Source organism: Nonomuraea sp. NBC_00507 (assembly GCF_036013525.1).
Taxonomy (GTDB): Bacteria; Actinomycetota; Actinomycetes; order Streptosporangiales; family Streptosporangiaceae; genus Nonomuraea.
This window is the reverse complement of record NZ_CP107853.1, coordinates 7,728,429-7,749,528: the sequence shown is the minus strand read 5'-3', so window position 1 is coordinate 7,749,528 and position 21,100 is coordinate 7,728,429. Positions and strand designations below refer to the sequence as shown.

Below are 21,100 nucleotides of genomic sequence, written 5' to 3'. Positions count from 1 at the left end.
ATGGCGCGCCCCATCAGCGCGGTGGAAGCCCGGGTCCTGGACGCCATCGACGATGCCGTGACCGTGAGCCTGCTGGCCGAGGCCGTGCGGGTCCCCAGCGTCACCGGGACCGACGCCGAGTCCGAGCTTCAGCACTGGTGTGCCCGCCTGCTCACGGAGGCCGACCTCGACGTCGACGTATGGAAACTCGACCTGGGCACGCTCAAGGAGATGGCGGGTTTCCCGGGCACCGAGGCGCCGCGCGTCGAGGGCTACGGCGTGGTCGGAGTCACCGAAGGAGAGGGTGAGCCGGCCCTGATCCTGCAAGGACACGTCGACGTGGTTCCGACGGGCGATCCGGCCAAGTGGCAGGGCAACGACCCGTTCACGCCCAGGATCACGGGAGACGTCCTGCACGGTCGCGGTGCCTGCGACATGAAAGCCGGTCTCATCGCGAATCTTGTCGTGGTCCAGGCCCTGAAGAGAGCGTCGGTACGGCCGGCGCGCCCGCTGGCGGTGCACTGCGTGGTCAGTGAGGAGGATGGAGGGCTCGGCGCGTTCGGCACCCTGGCCAGGGGCCATACCGGCGAGGTCGCGATCATCACCGAGCCCACCGGCGGCAGGGTGATCACCGCCAACGCGGGCGCGCTGACCTTCCGCATCGAGGTCGCCGGTCGGGCCGCGCACGGCGCCACCCGGTACGAGGGCGTCAGCGCCGTCGAGGTCTTCTTGCCGATCTTCGAGGCGATCCGGAAACTGGAGGCCGCACGGAACACGAGGCCGCCCGCCGTCTTCGACGGCAATCCGATGCCCTACCCGATCGAGATCGGCACCGTACGCGCGGGTGACTGGTCCAGCAGCGTGCCGGACCTGCTCGTCGCCGAGGGCAGGCTGGGCGTTCGGCTGGGCGAGGACCCCGCCGACGCCCGCTCCGCCTTCGAGGAGGCGGTCCAAACGATCAATCACCCCTGGCTGCGGGAGAACCCGCCCCTCGTCTCCTGGCCGGGCGGTCAGTTCGCCAGCGGACGCCTGCCGGCGGGGCATCCGCTGCTCGACGAGATGACCAGGGCCGTCGCCGACACGACCGGCGGCACACCGGTGGAGGCGGCCGCGCCGTACGGGAGCGACCTACGGCTCTACACCGCGGGAGGGATCCCCTCGCTGCACTACGGACCGGGAGACGTGCGGTACGCGCACGCGCCCAGAGAACAGGTGGAGTTGAGGGAACTGCGGGAGGCCACCAGGGCGCTCGCGCTGCTCGCGGTGCGACGTTGCGGAGTTCGCTGAGCGGCGCCGACTCGGGCATGTTGCCGGGAGCCGGAAAGGAACGGACCTGCAACTATCCGACGTCGGGCATACCGGGCGGAGGGTTTCACGGAGCACCATGACTGCTGTCTGCACAGGACGGGAGATTGCGAGATGCAGCCATGACAGCGGTGGTGGAGACCGTGGGACTCACCAAGTTCTACGGCAGGCGGCGCGGGCTACGCGGTGCGGATCGCAACCTCCGGACCGGCTGACCGCACCGCGCTCCTTACGAGCATCATGACGCCGGGAGCGACAGCCGTGGCAGCCGACGAGTTGGAACTCCCGGATTTGAGCACGATGGTTCTTGATGGTCCGGCCGGACCAGTCGTAGGCGGCAAACAGCTGCGCGTCGACCTTCACCTGCCCCGCCATGAACTCCACCGCCCGGCGGGGCACGTCCTCCCGGCGAGGGAACCCCGGCGAGGGAACCTCGCTTCCAGCTCGAAGAACTTCAGCATCAGACCGAACCCGAGCCGAGTCGCCCCAGACTTGTTCGCCAGCAGCGCGAACTCCTCCTCATCCAGCGTCCAGCACTCGATCAGGTCCTCTAACTCCCAGTCACGTCGCATGCCCGCACCCTTTCTCCCGATCTCCAACGGAGGGTCAGGAGAAAGCTGGTTTGTAACCACTCGACTACCGATGGGTATGCCCGAGCCGTGATCGCGACGTAGCGAACCTGAGACGCAACAATCAGTTACATTGCCTCCATCTCAAACTGGCTTTCCATCCTGCGAGCCACTCGAACCACGATTACGTAGAGCTACTTTGCCCCTGGTGGCGGCGACCCGAGCGCCGGGCCAAGTACGACATCCGCCGTTGAGCGCGGCACATCCCGAGCGTAAAGGTCAGGGACTTTCTCTGTCAGCCGCCCGAAGGAGGAAGTCGTCGCCGCCCACCTGCCCACCCTTCAACGCCACCTCGAGCCCGTCGCACGCCGGATCCCCGGAGGTCAGCACGCACACCGGCCCGCCCGGCGCCAGCTCCGCGACCACCGACAGCGACCGGGCTCCGAGAGCACTTACGACCTGCCCCGACGTGTCCCCGCCCGCCACGACCAGCCGCCGGACGAGCCCGGCCCGTACGGCGGAGCGCGCGACGGCGCCGAGCAGCTTGCCGACGTCGCCGGGGTCACGAGCGGGCCCGCGCGTGGTCTGGACGATCGTGTGCCGTCCCGCGCGCAGGCTCTCCTTCGCCCCCGCCGGCCCGTCCAGCACGCGCCACCCGGCGCGCTCGGCCACCTCGATCTGCCGGAGGGTGATCGGCGAGCGGCTTCCCGACACGACCAGCACCGGCGCCACCGGATCCAGCCGCCTGCCGGGACGTTCAGCGCAGCCCAGGGAGGAGGCCAGGGCGTAGCTCAGCCCGCCGGAGCCGACGCACAGATGGGGTCCGTCCCGCAGTTCCGCGAGCAGCAGGTCGCCGAGCGCCCGCAGGTCGGCCGAGGTGGTCGCGTCGGCCACGAGCGCCGCGTATCCGGCCGGCTCCCGGAACTCCCGCGCGGACGCCCGCGCCGGCAACCAGCCCACGCGACCGGCCCCCTGTTCGGCCAGCCGTACCCGCAGATCGGCCTCGGAGGCCGGTGTGACGGGATGGTCGCGCATCGGCGGATAGCGGTCGAGGCGCTCGACGGAGTCGCCCACGCGCACGAAGTGCGTCGCGAAGCTGGTGTACCGCCCGAGCTCGGGCTGCGCCGCCACGACCGGGACGGGACCCCGGGCCAGGCCGGTCCGGTGCGCGGCCGCGATGACGGCGCCGATGCTCCCCACCGACGGCGCGGAGTCGAACGTGGAGCAGATCTTGTACTGCAGGATCTGCGGCCCCAGCCGAGCCAGCTCCGTCAGCAGCGGGAGCGCGACCGCGACCGGATCGGCCGCGGCCCGCGCCGTGGTGGCGATGCCGACCACGTCGTCCGACGGCGAGATCCACGCCACGTCCGTGACGAGCGACCCCGTCAGCCCGAACCGCCGGAATTGCCACAGGGCGTCGGTGGCGCCGGTGAAGTCGTCGGCCACGAAGGCGAAGCGGGTCATCCGAAGTACTCCAGGGCGCGGACCAGTTCCGGCTCCCCCGACTCCCGCAGCGGGACCCCGGCGAGCGTGGCGGCCCACGCCTGCCGGATGCTGACCACTCCCGCCGCCGCGCCGTCCGGGTGTCCGAGCACGCCGCCGCCGGCCAGGACCAGCAGGTCGGTGGTGCCGGTACGCTGCCAGGTCGTCGGCGCCGTCCCGGCCCACTGCGCCGACGACAGCACCGGCAGGCACGGGAAGCCGCCGAGCAGCGGCGTCCGCACGGCCTCGACGGTGGCGGCCACCTCGTCGTCGGTGACGTAGAACTTGCTGCTGAACCCCCCGCAGTGCAGGTGGTCGACGCCCGTGAGGCGGGCGAGTTTCTGGTAGGCGACGTGCCCGATGCCGAGCCAGGGGTGGCGGGCGAGCGCGCCGATGCCGGTGACGTGGGCGTGGATGGGGACACGGGCGTGGCGGCGGAGCATGGCCGTGGCCGGGAATCCGACGATGTTGAGGGTGACCATGACGCAGGTGCCGCCGGAGTCGGCGACCAGGTCGTGGTGGCGCAGCATCCGGTCGGGTTCGTCGCTGATGTTGAAGGCGTACATCGGGCGCCGCCCGGTTAGCCGTTCCACCTCGTCGAGTGCCGCGGTGACGGCGCGGACGCGGTCGGGCAGGGGCGCGGGCGGGCAGTCGGCGTTGACCTCGTCGTCCTTGATGAAATCGATGCCGGCCAGGCCGAGCTCGCGCACGAGGCGCGTGTAGTCGTCGGGGCGCAGTCCGACATTGGGCTTGACGATCGTGCCGACGAGCACGCCGTCGGGGCGTCCGGCCAGGCGTCTGGTGCCCTCGACGGCGAACTGCGCCGGCTGGTACGCCGCGGCGAAGGCGTCGGGCAGGTCCACGTCGACGAGCTTGAGCCCGGCCAGCTCGCGCAGCTCGTAGAGGTTGCCGGCGATCACGGGGAGCAGGTTCGTGAGGGACGGGCCGGTGTTGGCCAGCGGGAAGGAGATCTTCACCAGCCCGGCGGTCAGCGGGCCATCCCCGGAGGCACCCGGAAGAGCCTCACCGAAGGCGCTCGGAAGAGCCTCGCCGGAGGCGCCGGGCAGGGCCTCGGAGGAAGCCCCGGCGAGGGCCTCGCCGGACGCGGGGATCGGGGTGATCTCCTCCACGACGGCGCTGTGCCGTGCGCGCAGGTCCGCGGTCTCCCCCGGCACGCTGACGAACGTCCCGGTGCTCTGCTCGCCCGCGATCGCCGCCGCCGCCCGCTCCAGCGGCAGGCGGGTGAGGATCCGATACGTGGCCACCGTCCTCACAGCGCGCCCGCCAGGTGCTCGATCGCCAGCGCCGGGCTGGTGAGGACCGGGACAGGCGAGGGGACGCGGTCGAGGACGCGCGCCATCGACGCCTGGGCCAGCACGATCACGTCGGCCTCGGCGCCCAGCCGGTCGAGGGTGCGCGCTACGGAGTCGTCGTGTGCTTCGGGGTCGCCACCCATGAGCGCCTCGAAGGCGCCGTCGCACACCGCGACGGTCAGGTCGATCTCGCGACCGGCCGCCAGAGCGCGCCGCCGTACCAGGTCTGCCGTGGGTTCGAGGGTGGTGGCCAGGGTCGCGATGACGCCGATGCGGCGGCCGAGCGCGACCGCCCGGTCGGCCATGGGGCGGTCCACGCGCAGCACCGGGACGCCGGTCAGCGGCTCGGCCGCCTCGACGGCGGCGCCGATGGAGGAGCAGGTGACCAGGATGTGGCCGGCGCCGGCCGCCTCCAGGGATCCGATGTGTGCGGCGACCCGGCGGGCGGTGGCCGGGGACAGGCGTCCCTCGGCGATCGTGTTCTTGATGAGGCTGTCGTCCACCAGGTTGTACGTCTCGACGCCGGGCAGGTGGCGGGCACAGAGCTCGGCGAAGACCGGGACCAGCGTGGCGGAGGTATGAAGTAGTCCAAGCTTCTTCATCGGATGAAATTCCCCTTTCATCGGATGAAGTCTAGGAAACTTCGGATCATCCGGATAGTGTGCGGCTTGTGCAATCTGCCGGAAACTCAGAGCCGGTAGGCCCGCTCAGCCGTACCACCGAAGACCTGTTCGCGCTCGGCCGCGGACAGGTTCGCGCAGAGCTCGTCAGCCGCCGACACGACCTGCAGGTAGTCGGCGGCCAGCAGGCAGACCGGCCAGTCCGACCCGAACATCACCCGCTCAGGACCGAACGCCTCCAGCACCACCTCGGCGTACGGCCGCAGATCAGCCACCTGCCAGAACGCCCAGTCGGCCTCGGTCACCATCCCGGACAGCTTGCAGTAGACGTTCGGGTAGGTGGCCAGTTCGACCATGCGGGCGCGCCACGGCTCCAGCTCGCCGGCCGCGATGGGCGGCTTGGACAGGTGGTCCAGCACGAACGTCAGCTCCGGCAGCGCGCGCACGGTCTCGATCGCGGCGGGCAGCTGGTGCGGCAGGGTGAGCAGGTCGTAGGCGAGCCCGGCCGCGGCCACGGCGGCCAGCCCCCGGCGTACGTCGTCGCGGTTGAGCCACTGCGGGTCCGGCTCACCCCCGCCGCGGCGGCGGGCCCGGCCAGGTCCTCCAGGGTGAACGTGCGGCGGATCGGGGCCATCGGCTCCGGTTCGAGCCAGCCGTGCGATCAGGCGGAAACGTCCCAGACGTGGTGGTGCGCGTCGATGCGAGTCATGTCGAGTAACGATAGGAGTATCCGTGTCCGAAGGGATCACCCGCCAAGGCGTCCTCGCCACCGGCTTAGCGGCCACCGCCGGATCCATGCTGGTCAACGGCACCGCCAATGCCGCCACCGCCGGCCCTTCCCCTCTCGTCCTCTGGTACGACCTTCGCAGGTGTGGCCTTTTTGTCGTGCGAGCCGAAGACCAAGTTCAACCCGATCAAGGACGCGCCCCGAGAGCAGGAGAAGACGCGGGACGGTACGCCGAAGTGGGAGATCCAGGTCATCGCCATGTTCCGCACGGCGTTCGGCACCGTGCAGAACGAGGTGCTGTGGGAGCACTACCTCTACACCGGCGACGAGAAGCGGCTGCGCGAGCACTTCCCGCTCATCGCCGGGTCGGTGGAGTTCTTCCTCGACACGCTGCAGACCGACCCGAAGACCGGCTACCTGGTGACGAACCCGTCGCACTCGCCGGAGGTGGGCCACCACGAGGACGGCGGGGAGAACGTCAGCATCTGCGCCGGCCCGACGATGGACATGCAGATCCTGCGCGACCTGTTCGGCGCCTACGCCTCGGCCGCCGCCGTCCTCGGACTGGACCCGGACCCGCGGGTGGCCCGGGCGCGGGACGCGCCGCCGGGTGGTCGCTCGCCTGGAAGATCAACTTCTGGGCGCGGCTGCTGGAGCCCGCCGAGGCGTACAAGCGGCTGTCGAACCTGCTCGTGCCCGCCCGGTCGGCGCCGACATGTTCGACCTGCACCCGCCGTTCCAGATCGACGGTAACTTCGGCGGGGTGTCGGGGATCACGGAGATGCTGCTGCAGAGCCACGCGTCCGAGGTGCACCTGCTGCCCGCGCTTCCCGCCGCCTGGCCGGAGGGGTCCTTCCGCGGGTTGCGCGCCCGCGGCGGCTTCGAGGTCGACCTGTCGTGGGCGGGCGGCGCGCTCACCGGCGGGCGCGTCCGTTCGCCGCTGGGCGGGACGCTCACGCTGCGGACCGCCTCCCCGGTCACGGTCACCGCGCACGGCAGGCCGGTGCCGGGCTCCAGGCCGGAGCCCGGCGTGATCGTCGTGGAAACCCGCCAGGGCGCCGTCTACGACCTCACGCCGGCCTCCTGACGTTCAGGGGGGTGCGGGAGGCCTCGCCCCGGGCGTGGGCGGCGAACAGGCGGGCGGCCTCGTCGGGGTCGCCCGCCGCCAGGGCCTCCACCAGCACATCGTGATGGCCGGCCATCACCATCCAGTCGCCGTCGTAGAGGGGGTTGCTCACCACGTGCAGGTTCCACAGGCTCGACTCCAGCGTCCGCCAGAGCCGCAGCAGGAAGGAGTTGCCGCACGCGCCGCAGACCCGCCGGTGGAAGCTCAGGTCGGCGTCGCGGAAGGCGCCGATGTCGCCGCCGGCGGCGGCCGCGCGCATCTCGTCCACGTCCCCGGCCAGCAGGCGCAGGGTCTCGGGCTGGATGCGGGTGGCGGCCTCGCGGGCGGCGTATTCCTCCAGCAGCACGCGGACGTCACGGACCTCGCGGGCCTGCTCGTCGGAGATCTCCGCGACGTAGCTGCCCCGGTTCGGGTAGGAGACGACCAGGCCCTCGTGCGCCAGCCGCTTGATCGCCTCCCTGGCGGGCGCCTGGCTGGTGCCGGCCCGGCGGGCCACCTCGGCCTCCACCAGCCGCTGCCCAGCGGTCAGCTCGCCGGCGACGATCCAGCCGCGCAACTGCGCGTAGACGCGGTCGGAGAGCAGCTCGCGGGCGACCGGCTGGGCGGGCACGGGCGGGGCGACCCGGTGCTCCTGCCGCAGGCGCGCGACCGTCGACTGCGACAGCCCAAGCTGCCTGGCCATGGTCCGGGTGGACGGCACGGCGACGCGCCCGGCGGCCGCGGCGATCACCCGCTCGGCCTCCTGCCGCTCGGCGCTGCGCGGGCGGCCCGGGCGCGGCGCGTCGGACAGCCCGTCGAGGCCGCGCTCGACGAACCGCGCGCACCACTTGGCGACCGTCGCCGGGCTCACGTCCAGGCGCTCGGCGATCTCCTTGCGCGACAGGCCCTCGGCGCAGGCCAGCACGATGCGGCTGCGCAGGCTCCGGCCGCCGCCCTCGCGGGCCCAGGCACGCAACGCGTTGGTTTCCTCAGCGGTCAGCATCATGTCGCGATCCTCACGTATTTACGACTCAGCAATCCGCTCGATACGTATTTATCACATGGAATAGGCTCTTGACCAGGGTATGTGACCATCATATTAAATAATCGCTAATCGAGTACGACCTGAGGGTCGCCTCCTGGAGGTGCGATGCGAACCCCCCACCCCTCATCCCTCGCGCTGCTGTCCGTCCTCGTCCTCAGCGGATGCGGCGGAGGCGGATTCTCCGACGGCGGCCAGGGCCAGAGCCAGTCCCCGGGCGGCACGGCCACCGTCCGCATGCTCATCAACATCTCCCCCAACCTCACCCAGGCCTACTGGGAAGGCCTGGTGAAGCCGTTCGAGCAGGCCAACCCGGGCATCGACGTCAAGATCGAGGCACCCACCGGCAAGGGCGTGGCCGACACGCTCCCCCAGCAGCTGGCCGCGGGCAACCCGCCCGACGTGGTGGAGACGCTGATGCCGGACCAGAAGCTGGCCGCGCAGGTGCTCGACCTGACCGGCCAGCCGTGGGCCGCGCAGACTCCGCTGGCCGACCAGGCCAAGCTCGGCGGCAAGATCTACGCGGTCGGTGTCGGCGTGCAGGCGCAGTCGCTGGTCTTCTACAACAAGAGCACCTTCGAGAAGGCGAAGATCAGCGCGCCGCCGACCACGTTCGAGGAGTTCGACGCGGCGATGGCCAAGCTGAAGGACGCGGGCTTCCTGCCGCTGCAGACGGGCGGCGACTTCCTGACGGGGCTGCAGCTGCTGCAGCTGTCCAACCCCTCCCGCGCGCAACTGCACCCGTCCTGGCAGCAGGACGTCTCCGCCGGCAAGCTCAAGGCGGGCGAGTCGCTCCTGCCGTACCTCGAGCGCTACAAGACCTGGATCGACAAGGGCTATGTGGACAAGAACGCGCTCGGCATGAAGTACGCCGACGCCGAGACCGCGTTCCTGTCCGGCAAATCGGCCATGTACGTCATGGGAAGCTGGTTCACCGCCTCCGAGGCCAAGGCCAAGAAGGACTTCGAGGTCGGCGTCTTCCCCGCCCCGGTGAACGAGGGCCAGGCCTACCCCGGCCCGCAGGGTGCCACGCTCGCGGCGCCGTACATGGTCATGAAGTCGAGCAAGCAGCAGGCGGCGGCGCTCAAGCTGGTGCAGTGGCTGGTCACCGACCCGGCGGCGGTCAAGAGCCAGCTGCAGCAGGACGGCAACTTCCGCACCGGCGTGCAGCGTGACTTCACCCCGCTGGAGCAGCAGGTCCAGGAGATCCTCGACAAGGCGCCCGCCGGGGTCGCGCAGGGCGAGGGGTACGGCGACGCCACCCTGCCCAAGGGGTTCAACGCCGCGTGGAACACCGAGGTCCAGGGGCTGTACGTCGGCAAGTCGCCCAAGGACGTGGCCGCGGGCGTGGACCGCTGGCTGGCCGGACGATCATGACGTTGACCAGCGAGGCACCGCCCGTCGTGGCCGCCAGGCAGGCCGCACCGGCCGGGCCGCGGACCCGCGAGTGGCTGGCCGCGTCGATCATGGTGGCGCCGGCCACCGTGCTCTACACCGTCATGCTGATCGTCCCGGTCGGTCTCGCCCTCTACTTGAGCTTGACCGACTGGGACGGGTTCAGCGCCAGCCCCGCCTTCGTCGGCGCCGCCAACTACGCCGAGCTGCTCGACGACCCTGACCTCGGCCGCGCCGCCCTGGTGACGCTGCTGGTCGCCGCGGCGGGCACGGCCGGGCTGAACCTGCTCGGTCTCGGGTTCGCGCTGCTGGTGAACGGCGCGTCGCGGCTGAACACCTTCTTCAGGATCGTGCTGTTCTACCCGCACGTGCTGAGCGCGCTGGTGGTCGGCTTCCTGTGGTCGGCGATCCTCGGCACCACCGGCGCGGTCAACAGCATGGTCACGAGGGGGGGCGGGCAGGTGCTGCCGTTCCTGTCCGACCCGGCGTGGGCCACGGTGACCATGATCGCGGTCCTGGTGTGGGCGGGGTTCGGCGTCAACGTGGTGCTGTATTTGGCGGGGCTGCAGGCGGTGCCGCACTCGCTCGTGGAGGCGGCGCGGATCGACGGTGCGACGCGGTGGCAGGTGTTCCGGCACGTGACGCTGCCCGCGCTGGGCCCGTCGGTGACGGTGAACATCGTGCTGTCGCTGGTGACGCTGCTCAAGACGTACGACCTGGTGGTGTCGCTGACCGCGGGCGGCCCGGCGGGCCAGACCCAGACCGTGGCGTACCTGATCCTGTGGAACTCCTTCCACGACAGCCGCCTGGGCTTCGGCTCGGCGCAGTCGGTGATCCTCATGGTGGTGACGGCGGCCCTCGCCTACGTCGTGACCAGGCTGCGCAAGCAGGCGGTGGACCAGTGAGAAAGGGCTTCCTCTGGCTGACCACGGCGTTCATGGTCATCCCGCTCTACGTGCTGACGGTCAACGCCTTCAAGGGGCAGCAGGACATCCTGGCCGACCCGTTCGGCCTGGGGCCGCTCACGCTGGAGCCGCTCGGGCGGGCGCTGACCAACCCGCAGTTCAACGTGGTCAAGGGCTACGCGGTGACGCTGCTGTTCGTGGTGGCGGTCAACGTGCTGTCGGTGGTGCTGGCCGCGCCGGCGGCGTACGTGATCGCGCGCAGCCCCAAGCGCCGTTTTCGCGTGCTCATGCTGTTCTTCCTGGCCGGGACGTTCATCCCCGGGCAGGTACTGGTCATCCCGGTCGTCTACGTGCTCAAGACGCTCGGGCTGATGGGCACGATCCGCGGGTTCGTGCTGTTCGAGACCACGCTCACCCTTCCCTTCTCCATCTTCCTCTACGCCGGGTACATCGCCACGATCCCGGCCGTGCTCGACCAGGCGGCCGCGGTGGACGGCGCGGGACGGCTGCGGACCTTCTGGCGGATCGTGTTCCCGCTGATGAAGCCCGCCGTCGCCACGATGGTCATCCTCAACACCTTCTCGGTGTGGAACGACTTCGTGAACCCGCAGATCATCCTGGGCCCCGGCAGCGGCCTCTACACGGTGACCACCGGCGTCTACGCCGCGGTCAGCCAGTACGCCACGGACTACACGGTGGTCTTCCCGACGCTGCTGCTGGCCATCGCCCCGCTGCTGGTCTTCTTCGTCTTCATGCAACGGCACATCATCAGCGGCCTCACCGCCGGGGCCACGAAGGGATGACATGCTGCGACTCACCGCGACCGTCCCGCTCGGGACGCCGCCCGCGTGGGCGGTGCTCGAGCGCCGGCTGTTCGACGTCCTGGACGAGGCCTGGCGGGCCTTCGAGACCCGCTACTGCGAGCCCGACGGGCGGCTCACCTACCACGGTCCCGCCGCCGACCGCGACGGCGCCGACGACTTCTACGAGGCCTTCTTCAACTGGCCGACGCTCTACCAGCTCGGCGGGGCCGACGACCTGCTCGACGCCGCCAAGCACCACTGGGAGGGCGTGACCGCGCAGCTCACCGAGCTGGGCTACCTGGTCGACGAGTACGAGCGCGGCTACGACTGGTTCCACCAGGGCGAGTCGATGCTGCTGTTCTACGGCATCTGCGCGGCCGACCCGCGCGACGAGTTCTTCCGCGAGCGGGCCCGCCGCTTCGCCGGCCTCTACCTGCCGGGCTCGGCGAACTACGACGCCGAGCACGACCTCATCCGCGCCCCGCACAACGGCGCGGCCGGCCCCCGCTACGGCCTGCAGTGGGAGTGGGCCTCCTACCACACCGACCTGACCAGCATGCGGATCTACGGCCTGCCGTTACGCGACCTGCCGGGCATCGCGGCCTGGGAGGACCTGGGCGACCCCCGCAACGCCGCCCGCATGGGCGCGGCGATGAGCGAGCGGCTCGGCCGCGGCGACGTGGCGATCAACCTGGCCGCCACCAGCCTGGCCGTCAACGCCTGGCTGTACGACGGCGACGACCTCTACCGCGACTGGGCGCTGCGCTACATCGACGCCTGGCAGCGGCGGGCCGCCGCCAACGGCGGGGTCATCCCCGACAACGTCGGCCCGTCCGGCGAAGTGGGCGAGCTGCACGGCGGCCGCTGGTACGGCGGCACCTACGGCTGGCAGTGGCCGCACGGCCTCTACAGCGTGGGCGCCGCCGCCGCGATCGCCGCTGTGAACGCTCACCTGCTGACCGGTGACCCGGCCGCGGTCGCGATCGGCCGCGATCCCTTGGAGACCGTGTACGCCGAGGCGATCCAGGGCAGCGTGACCGGCACGGAGATGAGCATCAGCGACCGGTGGCTGGCCGAGCTGGGCGAGGAGGCCGGGAAGCCGACGATGCTGGTGCCGAACCGGCGCGACGACTCCGGCTGGTTCGACTTCCAGCCGCCGCAGCTCGGCCTGCCGGTGTGGCTGTGGCACATGACCCGCTCGGAGCAGGACGCCGCCCGGCTCGACCGGCTGCGCGCCGCCTCCGGCTACGACTGGGGCACCGTGCGCGACTTCCGCAACAAGGAGGAGGCCGGGCACGAGGCGCCGTGGCTGGAGTTCCTGCGCGGCGCCAACCCCGGCTTCCCCGAGGCCATGCTCAGCGCAGCGCTCAGCCAGGTGCAGCGGCGGATGGCGCTCATCGAGGCCGACGACGCCGACCTCGCCACGATCCACGTGCACCACTGGCAGCGGCTCAACCCGGTGGTCACCGAGGCGCTGCTGCAGCTGGTGACCGGGACGCCGCAGGTCCTCTACAACGGCGGGCTGCTGCCGGCGCGGCTGGCCTACTTCGACGCCGAGCGCCGCCGCCCCGGGCTCCCGCCGGATGTGGCCGCGCTGGTCGACGTCGTCGAGCCGGGTCACGTCCGCGTCGAGCTGGTCAACCTGGGGCTGGGCCGTACACGCAAGGTCGTGGTGCAGGCGGGCGCGTTCGCCGAGGACCGGATCGACCGCGCGGTGGTGACGCAGGCCGCCTCCGACTACCCCGGCGACCCCCGCGCCTACACCGCACCCCCCATCGCCCAGGCCGAGCGCGAGGTGCTCGTGGCCGGGCCGCGGCTCCTCGTCGAGCTGCCGCCCGGCCGCCGCATCCGGCTCGACCTGCACACGACCGCGCGCGCCCGCACGCCGTCGCACCAGCACTACTGAGGAGTCACATGGACGAGGCCATCTGGGATCTTCCCGTTCGCGGGCAGCTGCCCGCAGAACCCGATCCCGCCCTCGTAACCGGGCTGGCCCGGATCAGTTCGGCCACCGCCTGCGCCAAGCTGCACGCCCAGGGAATCCGGCGCACCTTCGTCGAGGGCCCGCGGCCGCTGACGCGCGGGCAGAAGGTCGCCGGCCGGGTCCGGACGCTGCAGTTCATGCCGCAGCGCGAGGACGTCGCCTCCGGTCTCGGCCAGGAGTACGTGGAGCGGCACACCGCGCTCTGGGCGGTCCTGGAGGACATCAGGCCCGGCGACGTGCTGGTGGTCCAGGCGTACGGCAGCGCCCGCACGGGCTGCTTCGGCGACATGCTGGTGCGCTACTTCAAACGCAAGGGCGGGGCGGGCATCGTCGTGGACGGCCGGATCCGGGACGAGCCGCGGGTATCCGGGCTGGACGTGCCGATCTGGTGCACCGGCTCGACCCCGCACTACGCCTCCCAGGCCGAGCTGTTCCCCTGGGCGTACGACGTGCCCGTGGCCGTCGGCGGGGCGCTGGCGCTTCCCGGCGACCTGGTCGTCGCCGACGACGACGGCGCCGTCGTCGTCCCGCTCCGCCGCGCCGAATCGGTGCTGGCCGCCGCGGCCGAGCACGAGCAGTGGGAGCGCTACAGCCGCGCCCGCATCGAGGACGGCGGAGCCCTGTCGGACTACTACCCCCTCACCCCCGAGACCCGCGCCGAGTACGAGCGGTGGAAGGAAACACAGTGATCATCAAGGGCTTGACCGCGGTCGTCTTATTGCTGGCCGCGCTGACCGCACCGGCGTCGGCCACCATGGCGCAGTGCGACTACTACGTCTCCCCGTCGGCCGACGGCCGGGGCGACGGCAGCGCGCGGCGCCCGTGGAAGTCCATCGAGCAGGCCCGCGACGCGATCCGCGTCCTCAAGCGCCAGCAGAAGTGCGACATCGTGGTCAACGTCAAGGGCGGCGACTACGTCGTCGACAAGACGATCGCGTTCGGCGCGGCCGACTCGGGCGAGAACGGCCACAAGATCATCTACCGGAGCGCCGACGGGCCGGGCAAGGCCCGTTTCCTCGGGGCCAGGCCGCTGACCGGCTGGCAGAAGCACGACGAGAACGTCTACAAGACCAAGATCGACCGGACCTCCTACACGCTCTTCGAGGACGGCAAGCGCGCCACCACCGCCCGCTACCCCAACCGCACCAGCGACGACCTCTGGTCGCCCTACCTGTTCTCGGTGCTGCCGGAGGCGGAGTATCAGGCGGTGCACAACTGGCTCTTCTTCGACCCCAAGGACGTGCCGAAGGAGTGGGACCCCGACTTCGACAAGAACGCCCAGATGGTCGTCTGGTCGGGCGGGTCGTGGAGCTGGTTCACCGACACCGTGCCGCTAGGCGGCGCCGACTTCCGCAAGAACTTCTTCACCCTGAGCTACGACGCCCGCTTCCACCTGGTCAACAGCCGCAGCGGCTCACGCTACTTCCTGCAGAACACGCTGCGCTTCCTGGACCAGCCGGGTGAGTACTACTTCGACTTCGCCGGCGGCGAGGTCTACTACTGGCCGCGCGGCTCGATCGACAAGGTGATGGCGCCGACCGTCAAGACGATCTTCTCGCTGGACGGGGTGCACGACGTGGCGCTCGACGGGCTGGCGCTGCAGTATTCCGACTTCGTCGACTGGTATCGCTACGGCTGGAACGCCGCGGGCGACTCGGGCTACCCGCACAAGTATCCGGTGTACGACCGGCAGATCGAGATGCCGCGCAACCGCTTCGGCATGATCACGGTGACGAACTCCCGCGACGTCGACCTCACCCGCCTGAACATCTCCGACTCCGGTTTCACCGGCATCTTCCTGCTCTTCGCCAATCAGCGGATCAAGGTGACCGACAGCCTGCTGGTCAACCTCGGCGGCGACGGCATCAAGGTGGAGGGCGGCTACCCCGGCGAAGGCGACATCACCGGACATCACATGATTTCCAACACCTACATCTCCCACGTGGGCGAGCTCGTCCCCGGCGACGCCTCCGGCATCGAGCTGATGAACACCGGCAACAACACCGTCAGCAACGTCGTCGTCAAGCACAGCGCCCGGTACGGCATCAGCCTGGAGGTCCGGCCCGAGGTCAAGAACGAGGACAACTACGCGCGCAACAACCGCTTCTCCTACATCCGCATCGAGGAGGCAGGGCTGGACAGCGGCGACATGGGCGCGTTCTACACCTACGGCGTGCACAACACCGAGCCGCATCCGATCGACAACTTCGTCTCGCAGATGGTGATCGGCGACGTGCTCAACGACCCAGCCGGGAAGATGCCCGACAGCGGCACCCGCGGCGTGCACATGGACGCCGGTGGCTGCGGCTTCTCGATCGAGAACGTCGAGGTGGGGCAGGTCAGTGACGACAAGTACCAGGCCTACCAGTGCAACGAGGTCAAGAACGGCAACTGGCAGGCCGGCTTCGACGCCTCGAAGATGGAGTACGACAAGATCGGCGTGACCGCCGCCTTCCCCTACCCGATCCCGTGAACGGCCTGACCCGCCGCGGCTTCCTGGCCGCGGCGGCGGTCTCCCCGCTGGCCCTGTCCGCCGCGCCCGCATCCGCCACACCCGGGTCTGCTTCGCCCAGGTCCGCCTCGCCCGCATCCGCCGCACCCGGGTCCTGGTTCGCCAGGCCGGGCACCGCCGCCCGGCCGATGGTGCGCTGGTGGTGGCCGGACGCGCAGGTCGACCCCGCGGAGATCCGGCGCGAGGTGGACCAGATCGCGGACGCCGGGTTCGGCGGCGCGGAGATCGCCGCGGCGCACCACAGCATCCGCGACAAGTCCGTGCTCGACCCGGCCGCCCGCGGCTGGGGCACCTCCGCCTGGGTCGAGGCGGTCGAGGCGGCGCTCGACCAGGCGGCGCGGCGCGGCATCGCGATCGACCTCACGATCGGCCCCTCCTGGCCGGCGGCCGTTCCGACGATCACGCCCGACAGCGAGGGAGCCGCCAAGGAGCTCGCCCACGGGACGGTCACCGTCGCCGGGGGCGCCACGTACGCCGGGCCTGTGCCGCCACCTCCAGCCGCGGGCGCCACCTACTCCGGGCCGATGCCGCCTCCTCTCACCAGTGCCACGGCGAAGCTCGTGATCGTTCTGGCCGCCAGGATCGACCCGGCCCTGTCCACCCGCGAGGAGACCGGGCTCGAGGCCGCCTCCGTCACCGAGGTGCCCGTCACGGGCGGCACGGTGACCTGGACCGCGCCGGGCGAGGGCGAGTGGGTGCTGATCGCCTGCTGGGAACGAGGCTCGGGACAGCGGCCCGAATCCGGGCCGCACACCGCGCCCGAGTCGTACGTGGTCGATCACTTCAGCAGGGCCGGAACCCAGGCGGTGGTCGACTTCTGGGAGTCGCGCCTGCTCACCCCTTCGATACGCAGGTTGCTGCGGCGCTCGGGCGGCGCGCTGTTCGAGGACTCCATCGAGCTGGAGACCGACGCGCTGCAGTGGACGCCCGCCCTGCCCGCGGAGTTCCGCAGGCGCAGGGGCTACGACCTGACGCCTTACCTGCCGGTCGTCCTGCTGCGCGACGAGGACCCGGTCTTCACCTTCGAGCCCGTGCTGACCAGGCACGTACGCAAGGACTACTGGGACACGGTCTCGGAGCTGTTCAACGAGCACCACGTGACCGCGCTGCGCGACTGGGCGCACTCGCTGGGCCTGCGGCTGCGGGCCCAGCCGTACGGGCTGCAGACGGACGCGATCGCCAGCGCGGCCATCCTCGACATCCCCGAGGGCGAGTCGCTGGGGTTCAAGAACCTCGACGACTACCGCTGCCTGGCCGGAGGCAGGGACGTGGCCGGGCACGAGCTGCTGTCCTGCGAGGCCGGGGCGTACCAGGGCGGGGCCTATACCACGACCTGGACGAAGCTGCTGCGGACGATGGGCGGCGCGTACGCGGCGGCCATCCCACCTGGCGCCACACGCCCGACATTTCGGGATATGTCGCCCGGGTTCAGCTCGCCATGCGGCAGGGCGAACCCCGCGCCGACGTGGCGGTCTTCCGGCAGACCGGCTACACCAAGACCGGCATCGGCGCCGCCTGGTTCACCGCGAGCGGCATCCCCACCGGCTGGACCCACCAGTTCGTCAGCGAACCTCTGCTCGACTTGGCGCGGGTCACCCACGGCAGGCTCGGGCGGCCGCGATACAAGGCGCTGTTCGTGGAGGGCGACCGCTTCGCCGCCAACGAGTGCACGATGACCGTCGCGGTGGCGCGGCGGCTGCTGGAATACGCCGCCGAGGGGTTGCCGATCGTGCTGCTCGGTGCCTGGCACCAGGCCTCGCTGCCGGGCCTCGGGGATCCGGCCGAGCTGCGCGCGCTCCTGGCAGACCTGCTGGCGCGGCCGTCGGTGCGGGTGGTCGCCGCACAGGCCGACGTGCCCCAGGCGCTGGCCGAGCTCGGCGTCCGGCCGGACGTGCGCTACGCCACCTCCTCCACGCTGCTCCACGCGCGCCGGACGACCGGGGAGGCCGACTACTACTACTTCTGCAACGGCAAGCACGGCGAGAACGTCAAACCGCCGGTGGCGCCCATCGACCACGACGTCACGCTGCCCCGCGGCGGCGGCGTGCCGTACCGGATGGACTCGTGGAGCGGCAGGGTCGAGCCGATCGCGCTGTATGCGGAGGAGGCCGACGGGATCCGGCTGCGGGTGGCGTTGCAGCCTGGGCAGGCCACGATCGTGGCCGTCGGACGCCCCGGCACGGGGGGCAGGCTCCCGCACGCCGTCGCCACGGAGGCCGACCTCGTCCGGTACGCCGGCGGCCGCCTGGTGGCCCGCGTGTCGCGAGCCGGCGCCTACGCCACCACTCTGGCCGGCGGGCGCGTGGTCACCTCCGTCATCGGGCCGGTCCCCGAGCCCGTCGAGCTGTCGTCGTGGCGGTTGCGGGTGGAGGACGTGCGGGCGGACGGGGCTTACCTGGAGCTGGGCGAGGTGACCGACACCTGCCGGGTGCGGATCAACGGCCGGCGGCTCGACCCCGTCGACCAGATCGTCCGGGTGGTGGACGCGGGGCCGTACCTGCGGTCCGGGCGCAACACCGTCGAGGTCGAGGTCGCCACCCCGCTCGGCAACCGGCTCCGGGTGGCCGACCCCGCGGTCTACAGCGGTCTGGCCCGCCAGCCGTACGGGCTGCTCGGCCCGGTGCGACTGGTGCCCTACGGCGAGGCCGCGCTCGGCTGAGCCCGCGCTCTTGACCGATCACTTCCGCATACATAGGGTGCCGAATACATATTCATTATACGTTAGACATTCAGCCGGGAGGTTCAGGGTGCGGATCACGGCAGCCCTCGCCACGGTGGTGTTAGCCCTGTGGCCGGGGCCGGGGCCGGGGCCGGCGCAGGCGGAGGCGGAGGCGGAGGGCGTCCGCTTCGCGGCGCCCGGCGGCGCGGACGGCGCGTGCGTGGACGCGCCCCTGGAGTTCACCTTCCCGGCGCGGCCCGCGCCCGGGACGGCGGGCGTGATCGAGGTGCGCCGCGCGGACGGGTCGTTGGCCGACCGCGTGGAGGCGGCCACGGCCAAGGCCGACAGGAAGAACATCGGCCAGGCGGTCTCCGACACCGGGCTGCCGCACGACTTCTCCTACGAGTCGATCATGGTCGAGGGCCGCACGGCCCGCGTCCACCTGCACCGGCAGCTCGACTACGGCCAGGACTACACCGTCACCGTCGACCCCGGCGTCTTCCCGGGATACTCGGGTTCCTGGCGCTTCTCCACCAGGAAGCAGGCGCCGCGGCAGCCTCGCCACCTGACCGTCGCGGCGGCGGGGACCGGCGACTTCTGCACCGTGCAGGGCGCCGTCGACGCGGTGCCCCTCGGCAACACCAGGCCCGTGACGATCGACGTGCGACCCGGGGTCTACACCGAGATCGTCTACGTCCGCGAGGACCGGCCGCACATCACCGTCCGCGGCGCGGGCGCGGGCCGTACCGTGATCCGCTACGCCAACAACGACCTGCGCAACGGCGACGCGGCGCTGCGCGAGAGCGGCGGGCCCGCCGACGTGTGCCCGCGCCGCGTGCTGGAGACCTCCGACGTGCACAACTGCTGGCGGGCGATGTTCGGGGTGGACGCGGCCGACTTCCGGCTCAGCGACCTCACCCTGCACAACACCACGCCCAGCGGCGGCTCGCAGGCCGAGGCGTTCCGCGGCAACAACGAGCGCATCGCGCTGGACCGCGTGGACCTGCGCAGCCAGCAGGACACACTGCGCCTGCAAGGCAAGGGCTTCGTCTCGCGCAGCCGCATCAGCGGCCAGGTGGACTTCGTCTGGGGCACCGGCACCGTCTTCATCCAGGACTCGGTGCTGGAGTCGACCGGCCCCGGCTACATCTCGCAGAGCCGCAACGACGCCACGCGGCCCGGCACGGTGTTCGTCCGTACCCGGCTGACGCGGGCGCCCGGCGTCCCCGACGGCTCGGTCGTGCTCAGCCGCAGCGCGGTGTGGCGCTTCACGCACAGCCAGACGGTGTTCATCGACACCGTGATGGACGCGCACATCTCCCTCAAGGGCTGGCTGATCGATCCCGACGACTGCGCCAAGGCCCCGGACCTGGCCTTCTGGGAGTACGGCAGCGCCGACCCGGCCGGGCGGCCGATCGACGTGTCGCAGCGGCTGGCCTGCTCGCGGCAGCTCACGGCGGCCGAGGCGGAGCGGTGGAGCGACCCGGAGTTCGTCCTGGGCGGCTGGGATCCCGAGAAGAAGGGGTAGGAATGGACAGGTTATCGAGGCGGAGCTTGCTCGGCGCGGCAACGGTCATGGGTGTAACAGCGCCGGCGGTGACCGCGACCCCGGCGCTCGCGGCCAAGGGCGGGCCGCGGCCGGTCGCACCCGTCAACCAGGAGGTGGCCGCCCAGTTCGGCGCCGAGTACAAGACGCTGCCCGCCGCGGTGGTCGGCGTGGACATGGAGCCGCTCATCGGCGTCAACACGCTGGGCGACATCGAGGCCAAGCGCGCCGCCATGGCCGACTACATCTGGAAGGGCGCGGGCCTGCCCCGGAGCATGCCCGCGGTCGAGCAGGACGTGACGGGCCCCGAGCAGTTCGCCTCCCTGACCGGGGTGAAGCGGATCGACCAGCTGACCGTGCCGCTCGGCTACCGGGTGGCCAACAAGGTGTACGACATCGTGCCGCGCCGCGCCTGGAACCATCGGCTGGCGCTCTACCACAACGGCCACGGCGAGCCGCCGGACACCATGCTCCGCACGGTCCAGGCGCTGCTCGATCGCGGCTACCGGGTGATGGCGTACGCGATGCCGTTCCATCACTGGAACGCCCAGCAGATCGCCGACCCCAACGATCCCGGCAAGCTGCTGCCCGGCCCCTCCCACCGGGAGCTCCCCCCGTGGGAGTCGGCGGGGTTCTCGACGCTGACGTTCTTCCTGGAGCCGCTGACCGTCACGCTCAACTACGCCTTGGACGCCTACCGGCCCCTGTCGGTGGAGATGATCGGGCTGTCCGGCGGCGGCTGGACGACCACGGTCTACTCCGCGCTCGACCCGCGGATCACCCGGAGCTACCACGCGGCCGGGTCGCTGCCGTTCTTCCTGCGCCCCGCCTCGCCCAAGCCGCGGCCGACGATCGGCGACTTCGAGCAGACCCGGGACGCGCTGCCCGGCTTCTACGCCGGAGTGGACTACCTGGACATGTACGTGATGGCCGCCGTCGGCCGGGATCGCGGGCAGCTGCAGATCCTCAACCGCTTCGACGAGTGCTGCTTCAACGGGGTCGGTCACCGCGTCTACCACCTTCCCGTCCGCGATCGCGCCGCGCTGCTGGGCGGGCGCTGGGACATTCTCGAAGACGCGACGCACGGCGGTCACACCATTTCCCCATACGCGCTCTCCGTCATTCTCTGGGATCTCGACAATGCCGAATAGAGA

17 protein-coding genes and 3 pseudogenes are annotated in these 21,100 nt (G+C 71.1%); 14 read left to right on the top strand and 6 right to left on the bottom strand.

From position 1 onward, the window contains the following. The gene (locus OHA25_RS37210; protein WP_327581601.1) at positions 1-1,266 is read left to right on the top strand and encodes an ArgE/DapE family deacylase; all 1,266 of its coding nucleotides are present in this window, start codon (positions 1-3) and stop codon (positions 1,264-1,266) included. Between the two features lie 377 nt (positions 1,267-1,643). Here OHA25_RS37210 and OHA25_RS37205 read toward each other — a convergent pair whose 3' ends face one another. The 5 genes from OHA25_RS37205 to OHA25_RS37185 all read right to left on the bottom strand — a co-directional run bounded on the left by OHA25_RS37205 (position 1,644) and on the right by OHA25_RS37185 (position 5,783). Then, a complete protein-coding gene (locus OHA25_RS37205) occupies positions 1,644-1,856 on the bottom strand; it encodes a hypothetical protein (RefSeq protein WP_327581600.1) in 213 nt (70 codons plus the stop codon). 276 nt (positions 1,857-2,132) lie between these two features. Then, complete coding sequence (locus OHA25_RS37200; RefSeq protein ID WP_327581599.1) at positions 2,133-3,317, bottom strand: four-carbon acid sugar kinase family protein; 1,185 nt, start codon at positions 3,315-3,317, stop codon at positions 2,133-2,135. Then, positions 3,314-4,600, bottom strand: a complete 1,287-nt coding sequence (locus OHA25_RS37195) for a RuBisCO large subunit C-terminal-like domain-containing protein (protein WP_327581598.1) — start codon at positions 4,598-4,600, stop codon at positions 3,314-3,316. Before OHA25_RS37195 ends, OHA25_RS37200 begins: the two co-directional genes overlap by 4 nt. A gap of 5 nt (positions 4,601-4,605) precedes the next feature. Beyond that, entirely contained in the window at positions 4,606-5,250 is a 645-nt protein-coding gene (locus tag OHA25_RS37190) for an aspartate/glutamate racemase family protein (RefSeq protein ID WP_327581597.1), read from the bottom strand. An 86-nt stretch (positions 5,251-5,336) separates the two neighbouring features. Beyond that, entirely contained in the window at positions 5,337-5,783 is a 447-nt protein-coding gene (locus OHA25_RS37185) for an amidohydrolase family protein (RefSeq protein ID WP_327581596.1), read from the bottom strand. Between the two features lie 302 nt (positions 5,784-6,085). Here OHA25_RS37185 and OHA25_RS37180 point away from each other — a divergent pair. From OHA25_RS37180 to OHA25_RS37175, 3 genes and pseudogenes are all read left to right on the top strand, one after another. Beyond that, positions 6,086-6,559: pseudogene (locus tag OHA25_RS37180) on the top strand (glycosyl hydrolase family 95 catalytic domain-containing protein); the annotation flags it as partial. After that, a pseudogene (locus OHA25_RS61565) lies at positions 6,481-6,645 on the top strand (hypothetical protein); the annotation flags it as partial. The pseudogenes OHA25_RS37180 and OHA25_RS61565, both read left to right, overlap by 79 nt. Next, on the top strand, positions 6,606-7,082 hold the full coding sequence (locus OHA25_RS37175) for a glycoside hydrolase family 95-like protein (protein WP_442941934.1): 477 nt from the start codon (positions 6,606-6,608) through the stop codon (positions 7,080-7,082). The pseudogene OHA25_RS61565 and the gene OHA25_RS37175, both read left to right, overlap by 40 nt. Here the strand turns inward: OHA25_RS37175 and OHA25_RS37170 are convergent. Further along, positions 7,066-8,106, bottom strand: a complete 1,041-nt coding sequence (locus OHA25_RS37170; RefSeq protein ID WP_327581593.1) for an FCD domain-containing protein — start codon at positions 8,104-8,106, stop codon at positions 7,066-7,068. The two genes, OHA25_RS37175 and OHA25_RS37170, sit on opposite strands and share 17 nt — an antisense overlap. A gap of 144 nt (positions 8,107-8,250) precedes the next feature. Here OHA25_RS37170 and OHA25_RS37165 point away from each other — a divergent pair, with 144 nt between their 5' ends. From OHA25_RS37165 to OHA25_RS37120, 10 genes and pseudogenes are all read left to right on the top strand, one after another. Further along, positions 8,251-9,519 (top strand): ABC transporter substrate-binding protein, encoded by a 1,269-nt coding sequence (locus OHA25_RS37165; RefSeq protein ID WP_327581592.1) that lies wholly within the window; start codon positions 8,251-8,253, stop codon positions 9,517-9,519. A gap of 2 nt (positions 9,520-9,521) precedes the next feature. After that, positions 9,522-10,442, top strand: a complete 921-nt coding sequence (locus OHA25_RS37160) for a carbohydrate ABC transporter permease (RefSeq protein WP_327581591.1) — start codon at positions 9,522-9,524, stop codon at positions 10,440-10,442. After that, positions 10,439-11,245, top strand: a complete 807-nt coding sequence (locus tag OHA25_RS37155) for a carbohydrate ABC transporter permease (RefSeq protein WP_327581590.1) — start codon at positions 10,439-10,441, stop codon at positions 11,243-11,245. The genes OHA25_RS37160 and OHA25_RS37155 overlap by 4 nt, the downstream gene beginning before the upstream one ends. 1 nt (position 11,246) lies before the next feature. Further along, complete coding sequence (locus OHA25_RS37150) at positions 11,247-13,151, top strand: hypothetical protein (protein WP_327581589.1); 1,905 nt, start codon at positions 11,247-11,249, stop codon at positions 13,149-13,151. Positions 13,152-13,159: 8 nt separating this feature from the next. Continuing rightward, positions 13,160-13,918 carry a hypothetical protein gene (locus OHA25_RS37145; RefSeq protein WP_327581588.1) on the top strand — a complete coding sequence of 253 codons (759 nt, stop codon included), beginning with the start codon at positions 13,160-13,162 and terminating at the stop codon, positions 13,916-13,918. Then, entirely contained in the window at positions 13,915-15,702 is a 1,788-nt protein-coding gene (locus tag OHA25_RS37140; protein ID WP_327581587.1) for a right-handed parallel beta-helix repeat-containing protein, read from the top strand. Before OHA25_RS37145 ends, OHA25_RS37140 begins: the two co-directional genes overlap by 4 nt. Next, positions 15,597-16,880 (top strand): annotated as a pseudogene (locus OHA25_RS37135) (glycosyl hydrolase); the annotation flags it as partial. The gene OHA25_RS37140 and the pseudogene OHA25_RS37135, both read left to right, overlap by 106 nt. Positions 16,881-17,179: 299 nt before the next feature. After that, positions 17,180-18,400, top strand: coding sequence for a glycosyl hydrolase (locus tag OHA25_RS37130; RefSeq protein WP_327581586.1), 1,221 nt, complete (start codon positions 17,180-17,182; stop codon positions 18,398-18,400). 88 nt (positions 18,401-18,488) lie between these two features. Continuing rightward, positions 18,489-19,928, top strand: a complete 1,440-nt coding sequence (locus OHA25_RS37125) for a pectinesterase family protein (protein ID WP_327581585.1) — start codon at positions 18,489-18,491, stop codon at positions 19,926-19,928. A 68-nt stretch (positions 19,929-19,996) separates the two neighbouring features. Further along, positions 19,997-21,097 carry a hypothetical protein gene (locus OHA25_RS37120; protein ID WP_327581584.1) on the top strand — a complete coding sequence of 367 codons (1,101 nt, stop codon included), beginning with the start codon at positions 19,997-19,999 and terminating at the stop codon, positions 21,095-21,097. Positions 21,098-21,100 lie beyond the last annotated feature (3 nt).

What these genes read in the sequence shown, in the direction of transcription:
- OHA25_RS37210 (WP_327581601.1), top strand. Translation starts at nt 1, where the DNA reads ATGGCGCGCCCCATCAGCGCGGTGGAAGCCCGGGTCCTGGACGCCATC.
- OHA25_RS37205 (WP_327581600.1), bottom strand. Translation starts at nt 1,856, where the DNA reads ATGCGACGTGACTGGGAGTTAGAGGACCTGATCGAGTGCTGGACGCTG.
- OHA25_RS37200 (WP_327581599.1), bottom strand. Translation starts at nt 3,317, where the DNA reads ATGACCCGCTTCGCCTTCGTGGCCGACGACTTCACCGGCGCCACCGAC.
- OHA25_RS37190 (WP_327581597.1), bottom strand. Translation starts at nt 5,250, where the DNA reads ATGAAGAAGCTTGGACTACTTCATACCTCCGCCACGCTGGTCCCGGTC.
- OHA25_RS37170 (WP_327581593.1), bottom strand. Translation starts at nt 8,106, where the DNA reads ATGATGCTGACCGCTGAGGAAACCAACGCGTTGCGTGCCTGGGCCCGC.
- OHA25_RS37165 (WP_327581592.1), top strand. Translation starts at nt 8,251, where the DNA reads ATGCGAACCCCCCACCCCTCATCCCTCGCGCTGCTGTCCGTCCTCGTC.
- OHA25_RS37150 (WP_327581589.1), top strand. Translation starts at nt 11,247, where the DNA reads ATGCTGCGACTCACCGCGACCGTCCCGCTCGGGACGCCGCCCGCGTGG.
- OHA25_RS37145 (WP_327581588.1), top strand. Translation starts at nt 13,160, where the DNA reads ATGGACGAGGCCATCTGGGATCTTCCCGTTCGCGGGCAGCTGCCCGCA.
- OHA25_RS37130 (WP_327581586.1), top strand. Translation starts at nt 17,180, where the DNA reads ATGCGGCAGGGCGAACCCCGCGCCGACGTGGCGGTCTTCCGGCAGACC.